Annotated in this window: 14 protein-coding genes; all 14 read right to left on the bottom strand. The window is 68.7% G+C overall.

Features of this window, described 5'->3' with window-relative positions:
• Nucleotides 1–13: 13 nt before the first annotated feature.
• Genes nuoN through HEP85_RS23220 form a run of 14 tightly spaced genes read right to left on the bottom strand, consistent with a single transcriptional unit; the run spans nucleotide 14 to nucleotide 15,977 of the window.
• Complete coding sequence (gene nuoN, locus HEP85_RS23285) at nucleotides 14–1,663, bottom strand: NADH-quinone oxidoreductase subunit NuoN (RefSeq protein ID WP_168529538.1); 1,650 nt, start codon at nucleotides 1,661–1,663, stop codon at nucleotides 14–16.
• Complete coding sequence (locus HEP85_RS23280) at nucleotides 1,660–3,231, bottom strand: NADH-quinone oxidoreductase subunit M (RefSeq protein WP_329289649.1); 1,572 nt, start codon at nucleotides 3,229–3,231, stop codon at nucleotides 1,660–1,662. Before HEP85_RS23280 ends, nuoN begins: the two co-directional genes overlap by 4 nt.
• 5 nt (nucleotides 3,232–3,236) lie before the next feature.
• A complete protein-coding gene (gene nuoL / locus HEP85_RS23275) occupies nucleotides 3,237–5,150 on the bottom strand; it encodes an NADH-quinone oxidoreductase subunit L (protein ID WP_168529534.1) in 1,914 nt (637 codons plus the stop codon).
• A 14-nt stretch (nucleotides 5,151–5,164) separates the two neighbouring features.
• Nucleotides 5,165–5,464, bottom strand: coding sequence for an NADH-quinone oxidoreductase subunit NuoK (gene nuoK, locus HEP85_RS23270; protein WP_018568277.1), 300 nt, complete (start codon nucleotides 5,462–5,464; stop codon nucleotides 5,165–5,167).
• A complete protein-coding gene (locus HEP85_RS23265) occupies nucleotides 5,461–6,279 on the bottom strand; it encodes an NADH-quinone oxidoreductase subunit J (RefSeq protein WP_168529532.1) in 819 nt (272 codons plus the stop codon). The genes nuoK and HEP85_RS23265 overlap by 4 nt, the downstream gene beginning before the upstream one ends.
• Entirely contained in the window at nucleotides 6,276–6,878 is a 603-nt protein-coding gene (gene nuoI / locus HEP85_RS23260) for an NADH-quinone oxidoreductase subunit NuoI (protein ID WP_168529530.1), read from the bottom strand. The genes HEP85_RS23265 and nuoI overlap by 4 nt, the downstream gene beginning before the upstream one ends.
• A complete protein-coding gene (gene nuoH / locus HEP85_RS23255; RefSeq protein ID WP_168529528.1) occupies nucleotides 6,871–8,253 on the bottom strand; it encodes an NADH-quinone oxidoreductase subunit NuoH in 1,383 nt (460 codons plus the stop codon). Before nuoH ends, nuoI begins: the two co-directional genes overlap by 8 nt.
• Nucleotides 8,250–10,754, bottom strand: coding sequence for an NADH-quinone oxidoreductase subunit G (locus HEP85_RS23250; protein WP_168529526.1), 2,505 nt, complete (start codon nucleotides 10,752–10,754; stop codon nucleotides 8,250–8,252). The genes nuoH and HEP85_RS23250 overlap by 4 nt, the downstream gene beginning before the upstream one ends.
• Nucleotides 10,751–12,136 (bottom strand): NADH-quinone oxidoreductase subunit NuoF, encoded by a 1,386-nt coding sequence (gene nuoF / locus HEP85_RS23245; RefSeq protein WP_168529524.1) that lies wholly within the window; start codon nucleotides 12,134–12,136, stop codon nucleotides 10,751–10,753. Before nuoF ends, HEP85_RS23250 begins: the two co-directional genes overlap by 4 nt.
• A complete protein-coding gene (gene nuoE / locus HEP85_RS23240; protein ID WP_168533933.1) occupies nucleotides 12,136–12,945 on the bottom strand; it encodes an NADH-quinone oxidoreductase subunit NuoE in 810 nt (269 codons plus the stop codon). Before nuoE ends, nuoF begins: the two co-directional genes overlap by 1 nt.
• Nucleotides 12,946–12,974: 29 nt before the next feature.
• Nucleotides 12,975–14,309, bottom strand: coding sequence for an NADH-quinone oxidoreductase subunit D (locus HEP85_RS23235; protein WP_168529522.1), 1,335 nt, complete (start codon nucleotides 14,307–14,309; stop codon nucleotides 12,975–12,977).
• The gene (locus tag HEP85_RS23230) at nucleotides 14,306–15,052 is read right to left on the bottom strand and encodes an NADH-quinone oxidoreductase subunit C (RefSeq protein ID WP_168529520.1); all 747 of its coding nucleotides are present in this window, start codon (nucleotides 15,050–15,052) and stop codon (nucleotides 14,306–14,308) included. Before HEP85_RS23230 ends, HEP85_RS23235 begins: the two co-directional genes overlap by 4 nt.
• Complete coding sequence (locus tag HEP85_RS23225) at nucleotides 15,049–15,603, bottom strand: NADH-quinone oxidoreductase subunit B family protein (protein ID WP_007383964.1); 555 nt, start codon at nucleotides 15,601–15,603, stop codon at nucleotides 15,049–15,051. The genes HEP85_RS23230 and HEP85_RS23225 overlap by 4 nt, the downstream gene beginning before the upstream one ends.
• Before the next feature lie 14 nt (nucleotides 15,604–15,617).
• A complete protein-coding gene (locus tag HEP85_RS23220; protein ID WP_007383963.1) occupies nucleotides 15,618–15,977 on the bottom strand; it encodes an NADH-quinone oxidoreductase subunit A in 360 nt (119 codons plus the stop codon).
• Nucleotides 15,978–16,096 lie beyond the last annotated feature (119 nt).

Below are 16,096 nucleotides of genomic sequence, written 5' to 3'. Positions count from 1 at the left end.
CAGGCGGTCCCGGTCAGCGGACGAAGACGCCCGCCTGGCTCGCCAGGTCGAGGAAGTACTGCGGCGCGACTCCCAGCACCAGCGTGACCGCGACGCCGAACGCGATCGCCGTCATGGTCAGCGGCGAGGGCACCGCGACCGTGGGCCCCTCCGGCTTCGGTTCACTGAAGAACATCAGCACGATCACCCGGATGTAGAAGAACGCCGCGATCGCCGACGAGATCACACCGACCACGACCAGCGCGCCCGCACCGCCCTCCGCCGCCGCCTTGAACACGGCGAACTTTCCGGCGAAGCCCGAGGTCAGCGGGATGCCCGCGAAGGCCAGCAGGAAGACCGCGAAGACGGCCGCCACCAGCGGGGAGCGGCGTCCGAGGCCCGCCCACTTGGACAGGTGTGTCGCCTCGCCGCCCGCGTCGCGGACCAGGGTCACGACCGCGAAGGCCCCGATCGTCACGAACGAGTAGGCAGCCAGGTAGAAGAGGACCGACGAGACACCGTCCGGCGAGGCCGCGATGACACCCGCGAGGATGAAGCCCGCGTGCGCGATCGACGAGTACGCCAGCAGGCGCTTGATGTCGGTCTGGGTGATCGCGACGATGGCACCGCCCAGCATGGTGACGATCGCGACGGCCCACATGACCGGCCGCCAGTCCCAGCGCAGGCCGGGCAGGACGACGTACAGCAGACGCAGCAGCGCCCCGAAGGCGGCCACCTTCGTCGCCGCCGCCATGAAGCCGGTGACCGGTGTCGGCGCTCCCTGGTAGACGTCCGGCGTCCACATGTGGAAGGGCACCGCGCCGACCTTGAAGAGCAGGCCCATGACGACCATCGCGGCGCCGATCAGCAGCAGCACGTCGTTGCCCATGGTCCCGGCGAGTGCCGGGTCGACGTTGGTGACCGTGCCGTCGACGACCTGCGCGATCCTGGCGTACGACACCGAGCCCGCGTAGCCGTAGAGCAGGGCGATGCCGAAGAGGGTGAACGCGGAGGCGAAGGCGCCGAGCAGGAAGTACTTGACCGCGGCCTCCTGCGACATGAGCCGCTTGCGGCGGGCCACGGCGCACAACAGGTACAGCGGCAGCGAGAAGACCTCCAGCGCGATGAACAGCGTCAGCAGGTCGTTGGCCGACGGGAAGACCAGCATGCCGCCGATCGCGAAGAGCAGCAGCGGGAACACCTCGGTGGTGGTGAACCCGGCCTTCACCGCGGCCTTTTCACTGTCGCTGCCGGGCACGGAGGCGGCCTGCGCGGCGAACGAGTCGACGCGGTTTCCGTGCGCCTCCGGGTCGAGCCGGCGCTCGGCGAAGGTGAAGACGCCGAGGATGCCCGCCAGCAGGATCGTGCCCTGCAGGAACAGGGAGGGCCCGTCGACGGCGATCGCGCCCATCGCCGCGATGTGTGCCTTCGTCGTCCCGTATCCGCCGGCCGCCATCGCGACCACCGCGGCGAAGGCGGCGGCGAGCGCGACGACGGACACGAACACCTGGGTGTAGTAACGGGACTTGCGCGGGACGAAGGCCTCGATCAGCACCCCGACGAGCGCCGCCCCGATGACGATCAGGGTGGGCGACAATTGCCCGTATTCGATCTTCGGCGCGTCGATCTTCGCGATCGGCTCCGCCGCGGTTGTCCACAGGCTGTGGACGGCTGCTGCGCTCACTTGGCCGCCTCCACCTCGGGCTGGGGGTCCTTTTTGTGTACATCCGACATGGTCTGCTGGACCGCGGGGTTGACGATGTCGGTGACGGGCTTCGGATAGACGCCCAGGAAGATCAGCAGAGCGATCAGCGGAGCGACCACCAGGAGTTCGCGCACCCTGAGGTCGGGCATCTCGGCGACCTCGGCCTTCACCGGGCCCGTCATCGTCCGCTGGTACAGGACGAGCGTGTAGAGCGCGGCGAGCACGATGCCGAAGGTGGCGACGATGCCGACGGCCGGGTAGCGCGTGAACGTGCCGACCAGGACGAGGAATTCACTCACGAAGGGCGCGAGCCCGGGAAGGGAGAGGGTCGCGAGGCTGCCGACCAGGAAGGTGCCGGCGAGCACCGGGGCGACCTTCTGCACCCCTCCGTAGTCGGCGATCAGACGCGAGCCGCGCCGCGAGATCAGGAAGCCCGCCACCAGCATCAGGGCGGCCGTCGAGATCCCGTGGTTGACCATGTAGAGCGTCGCGCCCGACTGGCCCTGGCTGGTCATCGCGAAGATGCCCAGGATGATGAAGCCGAAGTGCGAGATCGACGCGTACGCCACCAGCCGCTTGATGTCCCGCTGGCCGACCGCGACCAGAGCCCCGTAGACGATGCTGATCAGGGCGAGGACGAGGATGGCCGGCGTCGCCCACTTGCTGGCCTCGGGGAAGAGCTGGAGGCAGAAGCGGAGCATCGCGAAGGTGCCGACCTTGTCGACCACCGCCGTGATCAGGACCGCGACCGGCGCCGTGGCCTCCCCCATGGCGTTGGGCAGCCAGGTGTGCAGCGGCCACAGCGGTGCCTTCACCGCGAACGCGAAGAAGAAGCCCAGGAACAGCCACCGCTCCGTACTGGTCGCCATGTGCAGCGAGCCGTTGGCGCGGGCCTGCACGATCTCCTGGAGCGAGAAGTTCCCGGCGACCACGTAGAGGCCGATGACCGCGGCCAGCATGATCAGACCGCCGACCAGGTTGTACAGGAGGAACTTCACCGCGGCGTACGACCGCTGTGTCGCCGCGACCTCGTCGCCGTGCTCGTGGGCCTTGTCCCCGAAGCCGCCGATGAGGAAGTACATCGGGATCAGCATGGCTTCGAAGAAGATGTAGAAGAGGAAGACGTCGGTGGCCTCGAAGGAGATGATCACCATCGCCTCGACGGCCAGGATCAGGGCGAAGAAGCCCTGGGTCGGCCGCCAGCGCGTGTTCCCGGTCTCCTGCGGGTCGGCGTCGTGCCAGCCCGCGAGGATCACGAACGGGATCAGCAGCGCGGTCAGCGCCACCAGCGCCACCCCGATGCCGTCCACACCCAGCTCGTACCGCACCCCGAAGTCCTTGATCCAGGAGTGGGATTCGGTGAGCTGGTAGCGGTTGCCGCCGGGGTCGAACCGTACGAGCACGATCGCGGCCAGGGCGAGTGTGGCGAGCGAGACGAGCAGCGCCAGCCACTTGGCGGCGGCACGGCGCGCGGCCGGCACGGCGGCCGTGGCCACCGCTCCGAGGGCCGGGAGCGCCGCCGTCGCTGTCAGCAGAGGAAAGGACATCGGGATCAGACCGCCCTCATCAGCAGGGTCGCGGCGATGAGGACCGCCGCACCGCCGAACATCGAGACCGCGTAACTGCGGGCATAGCCGTTCTGCAGCTTGCGCAGTCGCCCGGAGAGGCCGCCCATCGAGGCCGCCGTACCGTTGACGACCCCGTCGACCAGGGTGTGGTCGACGTACACCAGGGAGCGCGTGAGGTGCTCCCCGCCGCGCACCAGGACGACGTGGTTGAAGTCGTCCTGGAGCAGGTCGCGCCGGGCGGCCCGGGTGAGCAGGGAACCGCGCGGGGCGACGGCCGGGACGGGGCTGCGCCCGTACTGGAGGTAGGCGATTCCGGCGCCGACGACGAGGAGGACCATCGTGGCCAGCGTGACCGTGAGGGCGCTGACGGGCGAGTCGCCCTCCGAGTGCCCGGTGATCGGCTCCAGCCAGTGCAGGAAGCGGTCGCCGATGCTGAAGAAGCCACCCGCGAAGACCGAGCCGAAGGCCAGCACGATCATGGGGATCGTCATGGACCGGGGCGACTCGTGCGGGTGGGGCTCGTGGCCCTCCGCATCGGGCTGCCAGCGCTTCTCGCCGAAGAAGGTCATGATCATCACGCGCGTCATGTAGAACGCGGTGATCGCCGCGCCGAGAAGGGCGGCGCCGCCGAGGATCCAGCCCTCGGTACCGCCCTTGGCGAAGGCCGCCTCGATGATCTTGTCCTTGGAGAAGAAGCCGGACAGACCCGGGAAGCCGATGATGGCGAGGTAGCCGAGGCCGAAGGTGACGAAGGTGACCGGCATGTATTTCCTGAGGCCGCCGTACCTCCGCATGTCGACCTCGTCGTTCATACCGTGCATCACCGAGCCGGCGCCGAGGAACAGCCCCGCCTTGAAGAAGCCGTGCGTCACCAGGTGCATGATCGCGAAGACATAGCCGATCGGGCCGAGGCCCGCGGCCAGCACCATGTAGCCGATCTGCGACATCGTCGAGCCGGCGAGCGCCTTCTTGATGTCGTCCTTCGCGCAACCGACGATCGCACCGAACAGCAGGGTGACGGCACCGACCACGGTGACGACCAGCTGCGCGTCGGGCGCCGCGTTGAAGATCGCGCCGGAGCGGACGATCAGGTAGACGCCCGCGGTCACCATCGTCGCCGCGTGGATGAGGGCCGAGACCGGGGTCGGGCCCTCCATCGCGTCCCCGAGCCAGGACTGCAGCGGCACCTGGGCGGACTTGCCGCAGGCGGCGAGCAGCAGCATCAGCGCGACGGCGGTGAGCTTGCCCTCCGTGGCGCCGCCGACCAGCCCCGGGTGCCCCTCGCTGCCGAGCACCGGTCCGAAGGCGAAGGTGCCGAAGGTGGTGAACATCAGCATGATGGCGATCGACAGGCCCATGTCGCCGACGCGGTTGACCAGGAAGGCCTTCTTCGCGGCGGTGGCGGCGCTGGGCTTGTGCTGCCAGAAGCCGATCAGCAGGTACGAGGCGAGGCCCACGCCCTCCCAGCCGACGTACAGCAGCAGGTAGTTGTCCGCGAGGACGAGCAGCAGCATCGCCGCGAGGAACAGGTTCAGATAGCCGAAGAAGCGGCGGCGCCGCTCGTCGTGCTCCATGTACCCGATGGAGTACAGGTGGATCAGGGAGCCGACGCCCGTGATCAGAAGGACGAACGTCATCGACAGCTGGTCCAGCTGGAGGGAGACGTCCGCCCGGAAGCCCGCGACGGGGATCCAGCTGAACAGGTGCTGGCCCAGGGGCCGGTCGGCGGCGCTCTTGCCCAGCATGTCGGCGAAGAGGACCGCGCCGATCACGAAGGAGGCCGCCGCGAGCGCCGTGCCGATCCAGTGGCCGACGGCGTCGAGCCGCCGGCCGCCGCACAGCAGTACGGCCGCTCCGAGCAGAGGCGCCGCTACCAGCAGCGCAATCAGATCTTCCACGATTCAGCGACCCCTTACAGCTTCATCAGGCTGGCGTCGTCGACCGAGGCCGAGTGGCGGGAACGGAACAGCGACACGATGATCGCGAGCCCGACCACGACCTCCGCGGCGGCGACGACCATCGTGAAGAAGGCGATGATCTGGCCGTCGAGATTGCCGTGCATGCGGGAGAACACGACGAACGCGAGGTTGCAGGCGTTGAGCATGAGCTCGACACACATGAACACCACGATCGCGTTGCGCCTGATCAGCACGCCGGTGGCGCCGATCGTGAACAACAGGGCGGCGAGATAGAGGTAGTTGACCGGATTCACTGGGACGCCTCCTCCGTCTTCGTGCGCTCCAGGCGTTCTTCGGCGCGCTGCTCCAGGGCCTTCAGATCGCTCAGTGCCTCGGTGGACACGTCACGGACCTGGCCGCGCTCCCGCAGTGTCTTGTTGACGGTCAGCTCCGAGGGGGTGCCGTCCGGGAGGAGACCCGCGATGTCCACCGCGTTGTGCCGGGCGTAGACACCCGGGGCCGGCAGCGGCGGCAGGTGCTTGCCCTCCCGCACCCGCTGCTCGGACAGCTCGCGCTGGGTCTTGGGGCGCTCGGTGCGCTCCCGGTGCGTGAGCACCATGGCGCCGACGGCGGCCGTGATGAGCAGCGCGCCGGTGATCTCGAAGGCGAACACGTACTTCGTGAAGATGAGGGCCGCGAGACCCTCCACGTTCCCGTTGGCGTTGGCCTTGCCCAGGCCGTTGAACTCCGTCAGCGACGCGTGGCCGATACCCGCGATCAGCAGGGCACCGAAGCCGAGACCGCAGACCAGGGCCAGCCAGCGCTGCCCCTTGATGGTCTCTTTCAGGGAGTCCGCCGCGGTGACACCGACGAGCATGACCACGAACAGGAACAGCATCATGATCGCGCCGGTGTAGACGACGATCTGCACGATGCCCAGGAAGTACGCGCCGTTGGCGAGATAGAACACCGCCAGGACGATCATGGTCCCGGCGAGACAGAGCGCGCTGTGCACGGCCTTCTTCATGAAGACGGTGCACAGGGCACCGATCACGGCGACGGTGCCGAGCACCCAGAACTGGAAGGCCTCTCCGGTAGAGGTGGAGTAGGCGGCGAGCTGCGCGCTCATGCTTCCACCCCCTCCTCATGGGGCTTCTCGCCCTTGGAGACGGCCACTTGGCGTACGGTGCCGGGCGCCGCCTCCGTGACCAGGCCCTGGTAGTAGTCCTGCTCGTCCGTCCCGGGGAAGATCGAGTGCGGTGACTCCACCATGCCCTCCTCGAGACCGGCGAGCAGCTGCTCCTTGGTGTAGATGAGGTTGGCACGGCTGCTGTCCGCGAGCTCGAACTCGTTCGTCATCGTCAGCGCGCGCGTGGGGCACGCCTCGATGCACAGACCGCACAGGATGCAGCGTGCGTAGTTGATCTGGTAGACGCGGCCGTAGCGCTCGCCGGGCGAGTAGCGCTCCTCCTCGGTGTTGTCCGCGCCCTCCACGTAGATGGCGTCCGCGGGACAGGCCCACGCGCACAGCTCGCAGCCGACGCACTTCTCCAGCCCGTCCGGATGGCGGTTGAGCTGGTGCCGGCCGTGGAACCGCGGGGCCGTGGTCTTGTGCTGCTCCGGGTACTGCTCCGTCAGCCGCTTCTTGAACATGGCCTTGAAGGTCACGCCGAAGCCGGCGACGGGGTTCTGGAAACCGGGTTTGGTCTCCTTCGGCTCCTCAGACATCGGACCCCTCCTTTCCGTCACGAGATCCGCCGTCCGATCCGTCACTCGCAGTATCGGACCCACCACTGACAATCAACTCCCGCTCGCGATGCGGGCGGCGCCGCGGCACCGGCGGCAGCTCCTGCCCCGGCAGCGGCGGCACCGGGAATCCGCCGGCCATCGGGTCGAAGGCGACGGCCTCGGCCGGCGCCTCCCGGGCCTCCGGCTTCTCTCGGAAGATGTCCACGGCGAACGAGATCAGCAGCAGCACGAGGACACCGCCGCCGACGTACAGCGCGATGTCGGCGAAGTCGTAGTGCTGGTTCTTCAGGGTCCGTACGGTCGCGACGAGCATCAGCCACACCACGGAGACCGGGATGAGGACCTTCCAGCCGAGCTTCATCAGCTGGTCGTAGCGGACGCGCGGGAGCGTGCCGCGCAGCCAGATGAAGAAGAACAGCAGCAGCTGCACCTTCACCACGAACCAGAGCATCGGCCACCAGCCGTGGTTGGCGCCCTCCCAGAAGGTGCTGATGGGCCAGGGGGCCCGCCAGCCGCCGAGGAAGAGCGTGGTCGACACGGCCGAGACCGTCACCATGTTCACGTACTCGGCGAGCATGAACAGCGCGAACTTGATGGACGAGTACTCGGTGTTGAAGCCGCCGACGAGGTCGCCCTCGGACTCCGGCATGTCGAAGGGGGCGCGGTTGGTCTCACCGACCATCGTGATGATGTAGATCACGAAGGAGACCGGCAGCAGCAGGACGTACCAGCGGTCGTGCTGCTGCTCGACGATCGTCGAGGTCGACATCGACCCGGAGTAGAGGAACACCGAGGCGAACGCGGCGCCCATGGCGATCTCGTAGGAGATCATCTGCGCGCAGGAACGCAGTCCGCCGAGGAGCGGATACGTCGACCCGGAGGACCAGCCCGCGAGCACGATCCCGTAGATGCCGACCGAGGCGACCGCGAGGATGTAGAGCATCGCGATCGGCAGGTCGGTGAGCTGCATCGTGGTGCGGTGCCCGAAGATCGAGATCTCGTTGCCCGCGGGTCCGAAGGGGATCACCGCGATCGCCATGAAGGCCGGGATGGCCGCGACGACCGGTGCGAGGACGTAGACCACCTTGTCCGCGCGTTTGACGACGAGGTCTTCCTTGAGCATCAGTTTGATGCCGTCGGCGAGCGACTGGAGCATGCCCCAGGGGCCGTGCCGGTTGGGGCCGATGCGCAGCTGCATCCAGGCGACGACCTTGCGCTCCCACACGATGGAGAAGAGCACGGTGATCATCAGGAAGGCGAAGCAGAAGACCGCCTTGACGACGACCAGCCACCAGGGGTCGCGGCCGAACATGGAGAGGTCTTCTGTGGCGAGGTACGGCGTGTACGGCGTCATGCCTCCACCTCCTTGGGGGCCTCGGTGGCGAGCGTCGCCGGGCCGATGCGGACGAGTGCGCCGGGCAGCGCCCCCGTGTCGGAGGCGACGCCCCCGCCGGCGGAGTTCAGCGGAAGCCAGACCACACGGTCGGGCATCTCGGTGATCTGCAGCGGGAGGGCGATGGTCCCGGCGCTGCCGGTGACGGCGAGGAGGTCGCCCTCCTTGACACCCGCCTCGGCGGCCGTGGCGGCCGACACGCGTGCGCGTGCCGCGTGCCGGGTCCCGGCGAGCGCCTCGTCGCCCTCCTGGAGACGCCCCAGGTCGAGCAGCAGCCGATGGCCCGCGAGCACGGCCTCCCCGGCGGCGGGACGCGGCAGCGACGCCGCGATCTCGACGGGTTCGGCGGAACGTGGACCGCCCCAGGCGCCGAGCCGGTCCAGCTCGCCGCGCGTGGTGCGCAGGTCCGGCAGACCGAGGTGTACGTCCATGGCGTCGGCCAGCATCTGCAGCACCCGCGCGTCGGTGGGTGCCGGGGTGCGTGTCATCTGCTCGGGCTTGAGCGCGGCCTCGAAGAGGCGGGCCCTGCCTTCCCAGTTGAGGAAGGTGCCGGACTTCTCGGTGACCGCGGCCACCGGGAGGACGACATCCGCGTGTTCGGTGACCTCACCGGGACGCAGTTCGAGCGACACCAGGAAGCCGATCTCCGAAAGTGCCGCACGCGCGCGTGCCGGGTCGGGCAGGTCGTTGACCTCCACACCCGCCACCACCAGGGCCTGCAGCTCGCCTGCCGCGGCGGCCTCGACGATCTGGCCGGTGTCGCGCCCGTAGCGGTGCGGGAGCTGGGATACGCCCCAGGCGACGGCGACCTCCTCCCGCGCGCGCGGGTCGGTGGCCGGGCGCCCGCCCGGCAGCAGCGACGGCAGAGCGCCCGCCTCGATGGCGCCGCGCTCCCCTGCCCGCCGCGGGATCCACGCCAGCGCGGCGCCGGTCGCGGCCGCGGCTCGTACGGCGGAGGTGAGTCCGCCCGCCACCGCGGCGAGCCGCTCGCCGACGACAATCACGGCGCCTGCTCCGCGCAGTGCCTCGGCGGCCCCGGCTCCGTCGCCCTCCAGACCGACCCCGCTCGCGAGGGCGTTCAGCCACTCGGTCTCGGTACCGGGCGCGGCGGGCAGCAGCGTGCCTCCCGCCTTGGCCAGGCCGCGCGTCGCGTGCGTGGCGAGGGAGAAGGTCTTCTGCCCGTGTCCACGCCAGGCCTTGCGCAACCGCAGGAAGACTCCGGGCGCCTCCTCCTCGGACTCGAAGCCGACGAGCAGAACCGCGGGCGCCTTCTCCAGGGAGGTGTACGTGACGCCCGTACCGTCGAGGTCCCGTCCCCGGCCGGCCACGCGGGCCGCCAGGAAGTCGGCCTCCTCGGCGCTGTGCACGCGCGCGCGGAAGTCGATGTCGTTGGTGTCGAGGGCCACGCGCGCGAACTTGCTGTAGGCGTAGGCGTCCTCGACGGTGAGCCGGCCTCCGGCCAGGACACCGGTCCGGCCCCGGGCCGCCAGCAGTCCCCGGGCCGCGGCCTCCAGGGCCTCCGGCCAGGAGGCGGGCTCCAGTTCACCGGAGGCGCCGCGGACCAGAGGCGTCTCCAGCCGGTCACGCTGCTGCGCGTACCGGAACCCGAAGCGCCCCTTGTCGCACAGCCACTCCTCGTTGACCTCCGGGTCGGGAGCCGCGAGGCGTCGCATCACCTTGCCGCGCCGGTGATCCGTGCGCGTCGCGCAGCCGCCCGCGCAGTGCTCGCACACCGAGTGCGAGGAGACGAGGTCGAAGGGGCGGGAACGGAAGCGGTACGCCGCCGAGGTCAGCGCTCCGACCGGGCAGATCTGGATCGTGTTCCCGGAGAAGTACGACTCGAAGGGATCGCCCTCGCCGGTGCCGACCTGCTGGAGCGCCCCGCGCTCGATCAGCTCGATCATCGGGTCGCCCGCGATCTGGTTGCTGAACCGGGTGCAGCGGGCGCACAGCACGCACCGCTCGCGGTCGAGCAGCACCTGGGTGGAGATGGGGACCGGCTTCTCGTACGTCCGCTTCTTTCCGTCGAAGCGGGATTCGGCGCCGCCGTGCGACATCGCCTGGTTCTGCAGCGGGCACTCGCCGCCCTTGTCGCAGACCGGGCAGTCCAGCGGGTGGTTGATGAGCAGCAGCTCCATCACGCCGTACTGGGCCTTCTCGGCGACGGGTGAGGTGAGCTGTGTCTTCACCACCATCCCGTCCGTGCACGTGATCGTGCAGGACGCCATGGGCTTGCGCTGTCCCTCGACCTCGACGATGCACTGGCGGCAGGCGCCGGCGGGGTCGAGCAGCGGGTGGTCGCAGAAGCGGGGGATCTCGATGCCGAGCTGTTCCGCGGCGCGGATGACCAGGGTGCCCTTGGGCACGCTGATCTCGGCGCCGTCGATCGTCAGCGAGACGAGATCCTCCGGCGGAACCGCCGCCTCTCCCCCTCCCGAGGGAGCGCTGGTGGTCACCGTCATGCGTTCACCTCCGTGTGCTTGTCCGCCCAGGCCGTCGACCTGGCCGGGTCGAAGGGGCAGCCGCGGCCCGTGATGTGCTGCTCGTACTCCTCGCGGAAGTACTTGAGCGAGGAGAAGATCGGCGAGGCGGCACCGTCGCCGAGGGCGCAGAACGACTTGCCATTGATGTTGTCGGCGATGTCATTGAGCTTGTCGAGGTCGGACATGACGCCCTTGCCGGCCTCGATGTCGCGCAGCAACTGCACCAGCCAGTAGGTCCCTTCGCGGCACGGGGTGCACTTGCCGCAGGACTCGTGCGCGTAGAACTCGGTCCACCGGGTGACCGCCCGGACTACGCAGGTCGTCTCGTCGAAGCACTGGAGCGCTTTGGTGCCGAGCATGGAACCCGCGGCGCCCACTCCTTCGTAGTCAAGAGGGACGTCGAGGTGTTCTTCGGTGAACATCGGTGTCGAGGAGCCGCCCGGCGTCCAGAACTTCAGCCGGTGTCCGGCGCGCATCCCGCCGCTCATGTCGAGGAGTTGACGGAGCGTGATACCGAGCGGGGCCTCGTACTGGCCGGGACTGGTGACGTGGCCGCTGAGCGAGTAGAGCGTGAAGCCCGGGGACTTCTCGCTTCCCATCGACCTGAACCATTCCTTGCCTTTTTGCAGGATTGCGGGAACTGACGCGATCGACTCGACGTTGTTCACCACAGTTGGGCACGCATAGAGCCCTGCGACGGCTGGGAAGGGGGGACGAAGCCGCGGTTGACCACGGCGGCCTTCGAGCGAGTCGAGCAGTGCGGTCTCCTCACCGCAGATGTACGCGCCCGCGCCCGCGTGCACGGTGAGCTGGAGATCGAGTCCGCTGCCCAGGATGTTCTCGCCGAGGTAGCCGGCCGCGTAGGCCTCACGGACGGCCTCGTGCAACCGCCGCAACACGGGGACGACTTCACCGCGGAGATAGATGAAGGCATGCGAAGACCGGATGGCATAACACGCGATCACAATGCCCTCGATGAGGCTGTGCGGGTTCGCGAAGAGGAGCGGGATGTCCTTGCAGGTGCCCGGCTCCGACTCGTCGGCGTTGACAACTAGATAGTGGGGTTTTCCATCGCCCTGCGGAATGAACTGCCACTTCATTCCCGTGGGGAATCCCGCGCCGCCCCGGCCGCGCAGACCGGAGTCCTTGACGTACGCGATCAGGTCGTCCGGCGACATGGCCAGCGCCTTGCGCAGCCCCTCGTACCCCTCGTGCCTTCGGTAGACGTCCAGCGTCCAGGACCGCTCCTCGTCCCAGAAGGCCGACAGTACGGGTGCGAGCAGCTTCTCGGGGCTGGTCTCTCCGCCGCGTTCGAATGCGCTCGCGCGGGCGGTGCCCCCGTTCTCGGGTGCCAATGTCATCACTCCCCCTCCTCGGCTGTGGGACCCGCCGGGTGCGACGGATCGGAGGCCGACGTGTCCTGCGGCGCGTCGTGCGAGCTCAGGTGCTCGGCCGGCGGCTGGTCCTGCGGAGCGCCTCCACCTCGCGGATGGACCACGCGCGCGGCACCGCTCTCCCCCTTGGCCAGGCGGAGGCCGGTCAGCGAGGCGGGGCCCGCGCCGCCACCCGCTTCGACGGCCCCGGCGCGCTCGTCGGGGAAGCCCGCCAGGATCCGGGCGGTGTCCTTGAAGGTGCAGAGGGGGGCGCCGCGGGTGGGCTCGACCGCCGCTCCCGCGCGCAGGTCGTCGACGAGGCGCTTCGCGGAGGCCACGGTCTGGTTGTCGAAGAACTCCCAGTTGACCATCACGACGGGCGCGAAGTCGCAGGCCGCGTTGCACTCGATGTGCTCCAGGGTGACTTTGCCGTCACCGGTGGTCTCGCCGTTGCCGACGCCCAGGTGGTCCTGGAGGGCCTCGAAGATCGCGTCGCCGCCCATGACCGCGCACAGGGTGTTGGTGCACACACCCACCTGGTAGTCACCGCTCGGCTTGCGCCGGTACATCGAGTAGAAGGTCGCGACCGCGGTGACCTCGGCGGTGGTCAGGCTCAGTACGTCCGCGCAGAACTGCATCCCCGTGCGCGTGACATGGCCCTCCTCCGACTGCACGAGATGCAGCAACGGAAGGAGCGCCGAGCGGGAGTCCGGATAGCGGGCGATGATCTCGCGCGCGTCCGCTTCGAGCCGGGTCCGAACGTCGTCCGGGTAGTCGGGCGCGGGCAGTCGGGGCATGCCCAGGCTGACGCCCTCGGGGGTGGTGGTCACCGGTCGACGCCTCCCATCACGGGGTCGATGGACGCGACGGCGACGATGACGTCGGCGACCTGGCCGCCCTCGCACATCGCCGCCATGGCCTGCAGGTTGGTGAAGGACGGGTCCCGGAAGTGGACCCGGTAGGGGCGGGTGCCTCCGTCGGAGACGACGTGCACCCCGAGTTCGCCCTTGGGCGACTCGACCGCCGCGTACGCCTGTCCCGGCGGGACGCGGAAGCCCTCGGTCACCAGCTTGAAGTGGTGGATGAGGGCCTCCATGGAGGTGCCCATGATCTTCTTGATGTGGTCGAGGGAGTTGCCCAGACCGTCGGGACCGAGCGCGAGCTGCGCGGGCCAGGCGATCTTCTTGTCGGCGACCATGACCGGCCCCGGCTGCAGCCGGTCCAGGCACTGTTCGACGATGTGGAGCGACTGGCGCATCTCTTCGAGGCGGATCAGGAAGCGCCCGTAGGAGTCGCAGGTGTCGGCGGTGGGGATCTCGAAGTCGTACGTCTCGTAGCCGCAGTACGGCTGGGACTTGCGCAGGTCGTGCGGCAGGCCCGCCGAGCGGAGGACGGGTCCGGTGGCGCCGAGGGCCATGCAGCCGGCCAGGTCGAGATAGCCGACGTCCTGCATACGGGCCTTGAAGATGGGGTTCCCGGTGGCGAGCTTGTCGTACTCGGGAAGGTTCTTCGTCATCTTCTTCACGAACTCGCGGATCTGGTCCACCGCGCCGGGCGGCAGGTCCTGGGCGAGTCCGCCGGGGCGGATGTACGCGTGGTTCATCCGCAGGCCGGTGATCAGCTCGTAGATGTCGAGGATCAGTTCACGGTCACGGAAGCCGTAGATCATGATCGTGGTGGCGCCGAGCTCCATGCCGCCGGTGGCGATGCACACCAGGTGGGAGGAGATCCGGTTCAGCTCCATGAGGAGCACGCGGATGATCGAGGCACGGTCGGGGATCTGGTCCTCGATGCCGAGGAGTTTCTCGACCGCGAGGCAGTACGCCGTCTCGTTGAAGAACGGCGTCAGGTAGTCCATGCGCGTCACGAACGTGGTGCCCTGTGTCCACGTACGGAATTCGAGGTTCTTCTCGATGCCGGTGTGGAGGTAGCCGATGCCGCAGCGGGCCTCGGTGACCGTCTCGCCGTCGATCTCCAGGATGAGCCGGAGCACGCCGTGCGTGGACGGGTGCTGCGGGCCCATGTTGACGATGATGCGCTCGTCGTCGGACCTCGCCGCGGACTGCGCGATCTCGTCCCAGTCGCCACCGGTGACCGTGTAGACGGTGCCCTCGGTCGTCTCGCGGGCGGATGCGGCAGAAGAAGGGGTCTGCGTGCTCATGAGTACGACCTCCGCTGGTCCGGAGCCGGGATCTGGGCGCCCTTGTACTCGATGGGGATGCCACCGAGGGGATAGTCCTTGCGCTGCGGGTGGCCCTGCCAGTCGTCCGGCATCATGATCCGCGTCAGTGCCGGGTGACCGTCGAAGATCAGGCCGAAGAAGTCGTACGCCTCGCGCTCGTGCCAGTCGTTCGTCGGATAGACGGGGACGAGTGACGGGACGTGCGGGTCGGCGTCGGGGGCGCTGACCTCGATGCGGATCAGCCGGTTGTGGGTGATCGAGCGCAGGTGGTAGACGGCGTGCAGCTCGCGGCCCTTGTCGCTGGGGTAGTGCACTGCGCTCACGCCCGTGCACAGTTCGAAGCGGAGGGCCGGGTCGTCGCGGAGGGTCTGGGCGACCCGGACCAGGTACTCGCGTTCGATGTGGAAGGTGAGCTCGTCGCGGTCCACGATCGTCTTCTCGATCGCGTTCCCGGGGACGAGTCCCTGTTCCTCCAGGGCGCCCTCGAGCTCGTCGGCGACCTCGTCGAACCAGCCGCCGTAGGGGCGGGCGGCCGGGCCGGGCAGCCGGACGGAGCGGACCAGGCCGCCGTAGCCGGAGGTGTCGCCGCCGTTGTTGGCGCCGAACATGCCGCGCTGGACGCGGATCTCCTCGCCGCCGTCGCCACGCTGGCCGGGGAGGTTGGACGCGCCGAGGTCCTTCTCCGGGTTCACGCCGTCGCCGGCGCCGTTCGCGTCGCTCACCGCAGCAGGCCCTTCATCTCGATGGTGGGCAGCGCCTTGAGCGCCGCTTCCTCCGCCTCGCGGGCCGCCTCCTCGGCGTTCACGCCGAGCTTCGAGGACTGGATCTTCTGATGGAGCTTGAGAATCGCGTCCATCAGCATCTCGGGCCGCGGCGGGCAGCCGGGCAAATAGATGTCGACCGGAACAATGTGGTCGACACCCTGCACAATGGCGTAGTTGTTGAACATTCCGCCCGATGAGGCGCAGACGCCCATGGAGATCACCCACTTGGGGTTGGGCATCTGGTCATAGACCTGCCGCAGTACGGGCGCCATCTTCTGGCTGACGCGCCCGGCGACGATCATGAGGTCGGCCTGGCGCGGTGACCCGCGGAAGACCTCCATGCCGAAGCGCGCCAGGTCGTAGCGGCCCGCACCGGTCGTCATCATCTCGATGGCGCAGCAGGCGAGTCCGAACGTGGCGGGGAAGACGGACGCCTTGCGTACCCAGCCCGCGGCCTGCTCGACGGTGGTCAGCAGGAATCCGCTCGGCAGCTTTTCTTCGAGTCCCATGTCTTAGAGGCCCCTCAGTCCCATTCCAAGCCGCCGCGCCGCCATACGTACGCGTACGCGACGAAGACGGTGAGCACGAAGAGCAGCATCTCCACGAGCCCGAAAACACCCAGGGCGTCGAAGGTGACGGCCCAGGGGTAGAGGAAGACGATCTCGATGTCGAAGACGATGAAGAGCATCGCCGTCAGGTAGTACTTGATCGGGAAGCGCCCGCCGCCGGCCGGCGTGGGGGTCGGCTCGATACCGCACTCGTAAGCCTCGAGCTTGGCCCGGTTGTATCGCTTTGGACCGATAAGCGTGGCCATGACCACGGAGAAGATCGCAAAGCCTGCCCCGAGGGCTCCCAGTACGAGGATCGGCGCATACGCGTTCACGCTCCTCGCTCCTCTCAGTCGGCACTGACTGCTGGCGGTTGTGTCGGGCCAGCACTTCCGCCCACCCGTTCCACGAGCCCCGTGCGTCCCGACGAAGATCGCGTACATGTGAAGCAGGT

The sequence above is a fragment of the Streptomyces sp. RPA4-2 genome, assembly GCF_012273515.2.
In the GTDB taxonomy this organism is placed as follows: Bacteria; Actinomycetota; Actinomycetes; order Streptomycetales; family Streptomycetaceae; genus Streptomyces; species Streptomyces kaempferi.
This window is presented reverse-complemented; position numbering and strand designations above follow the sequence as displayed.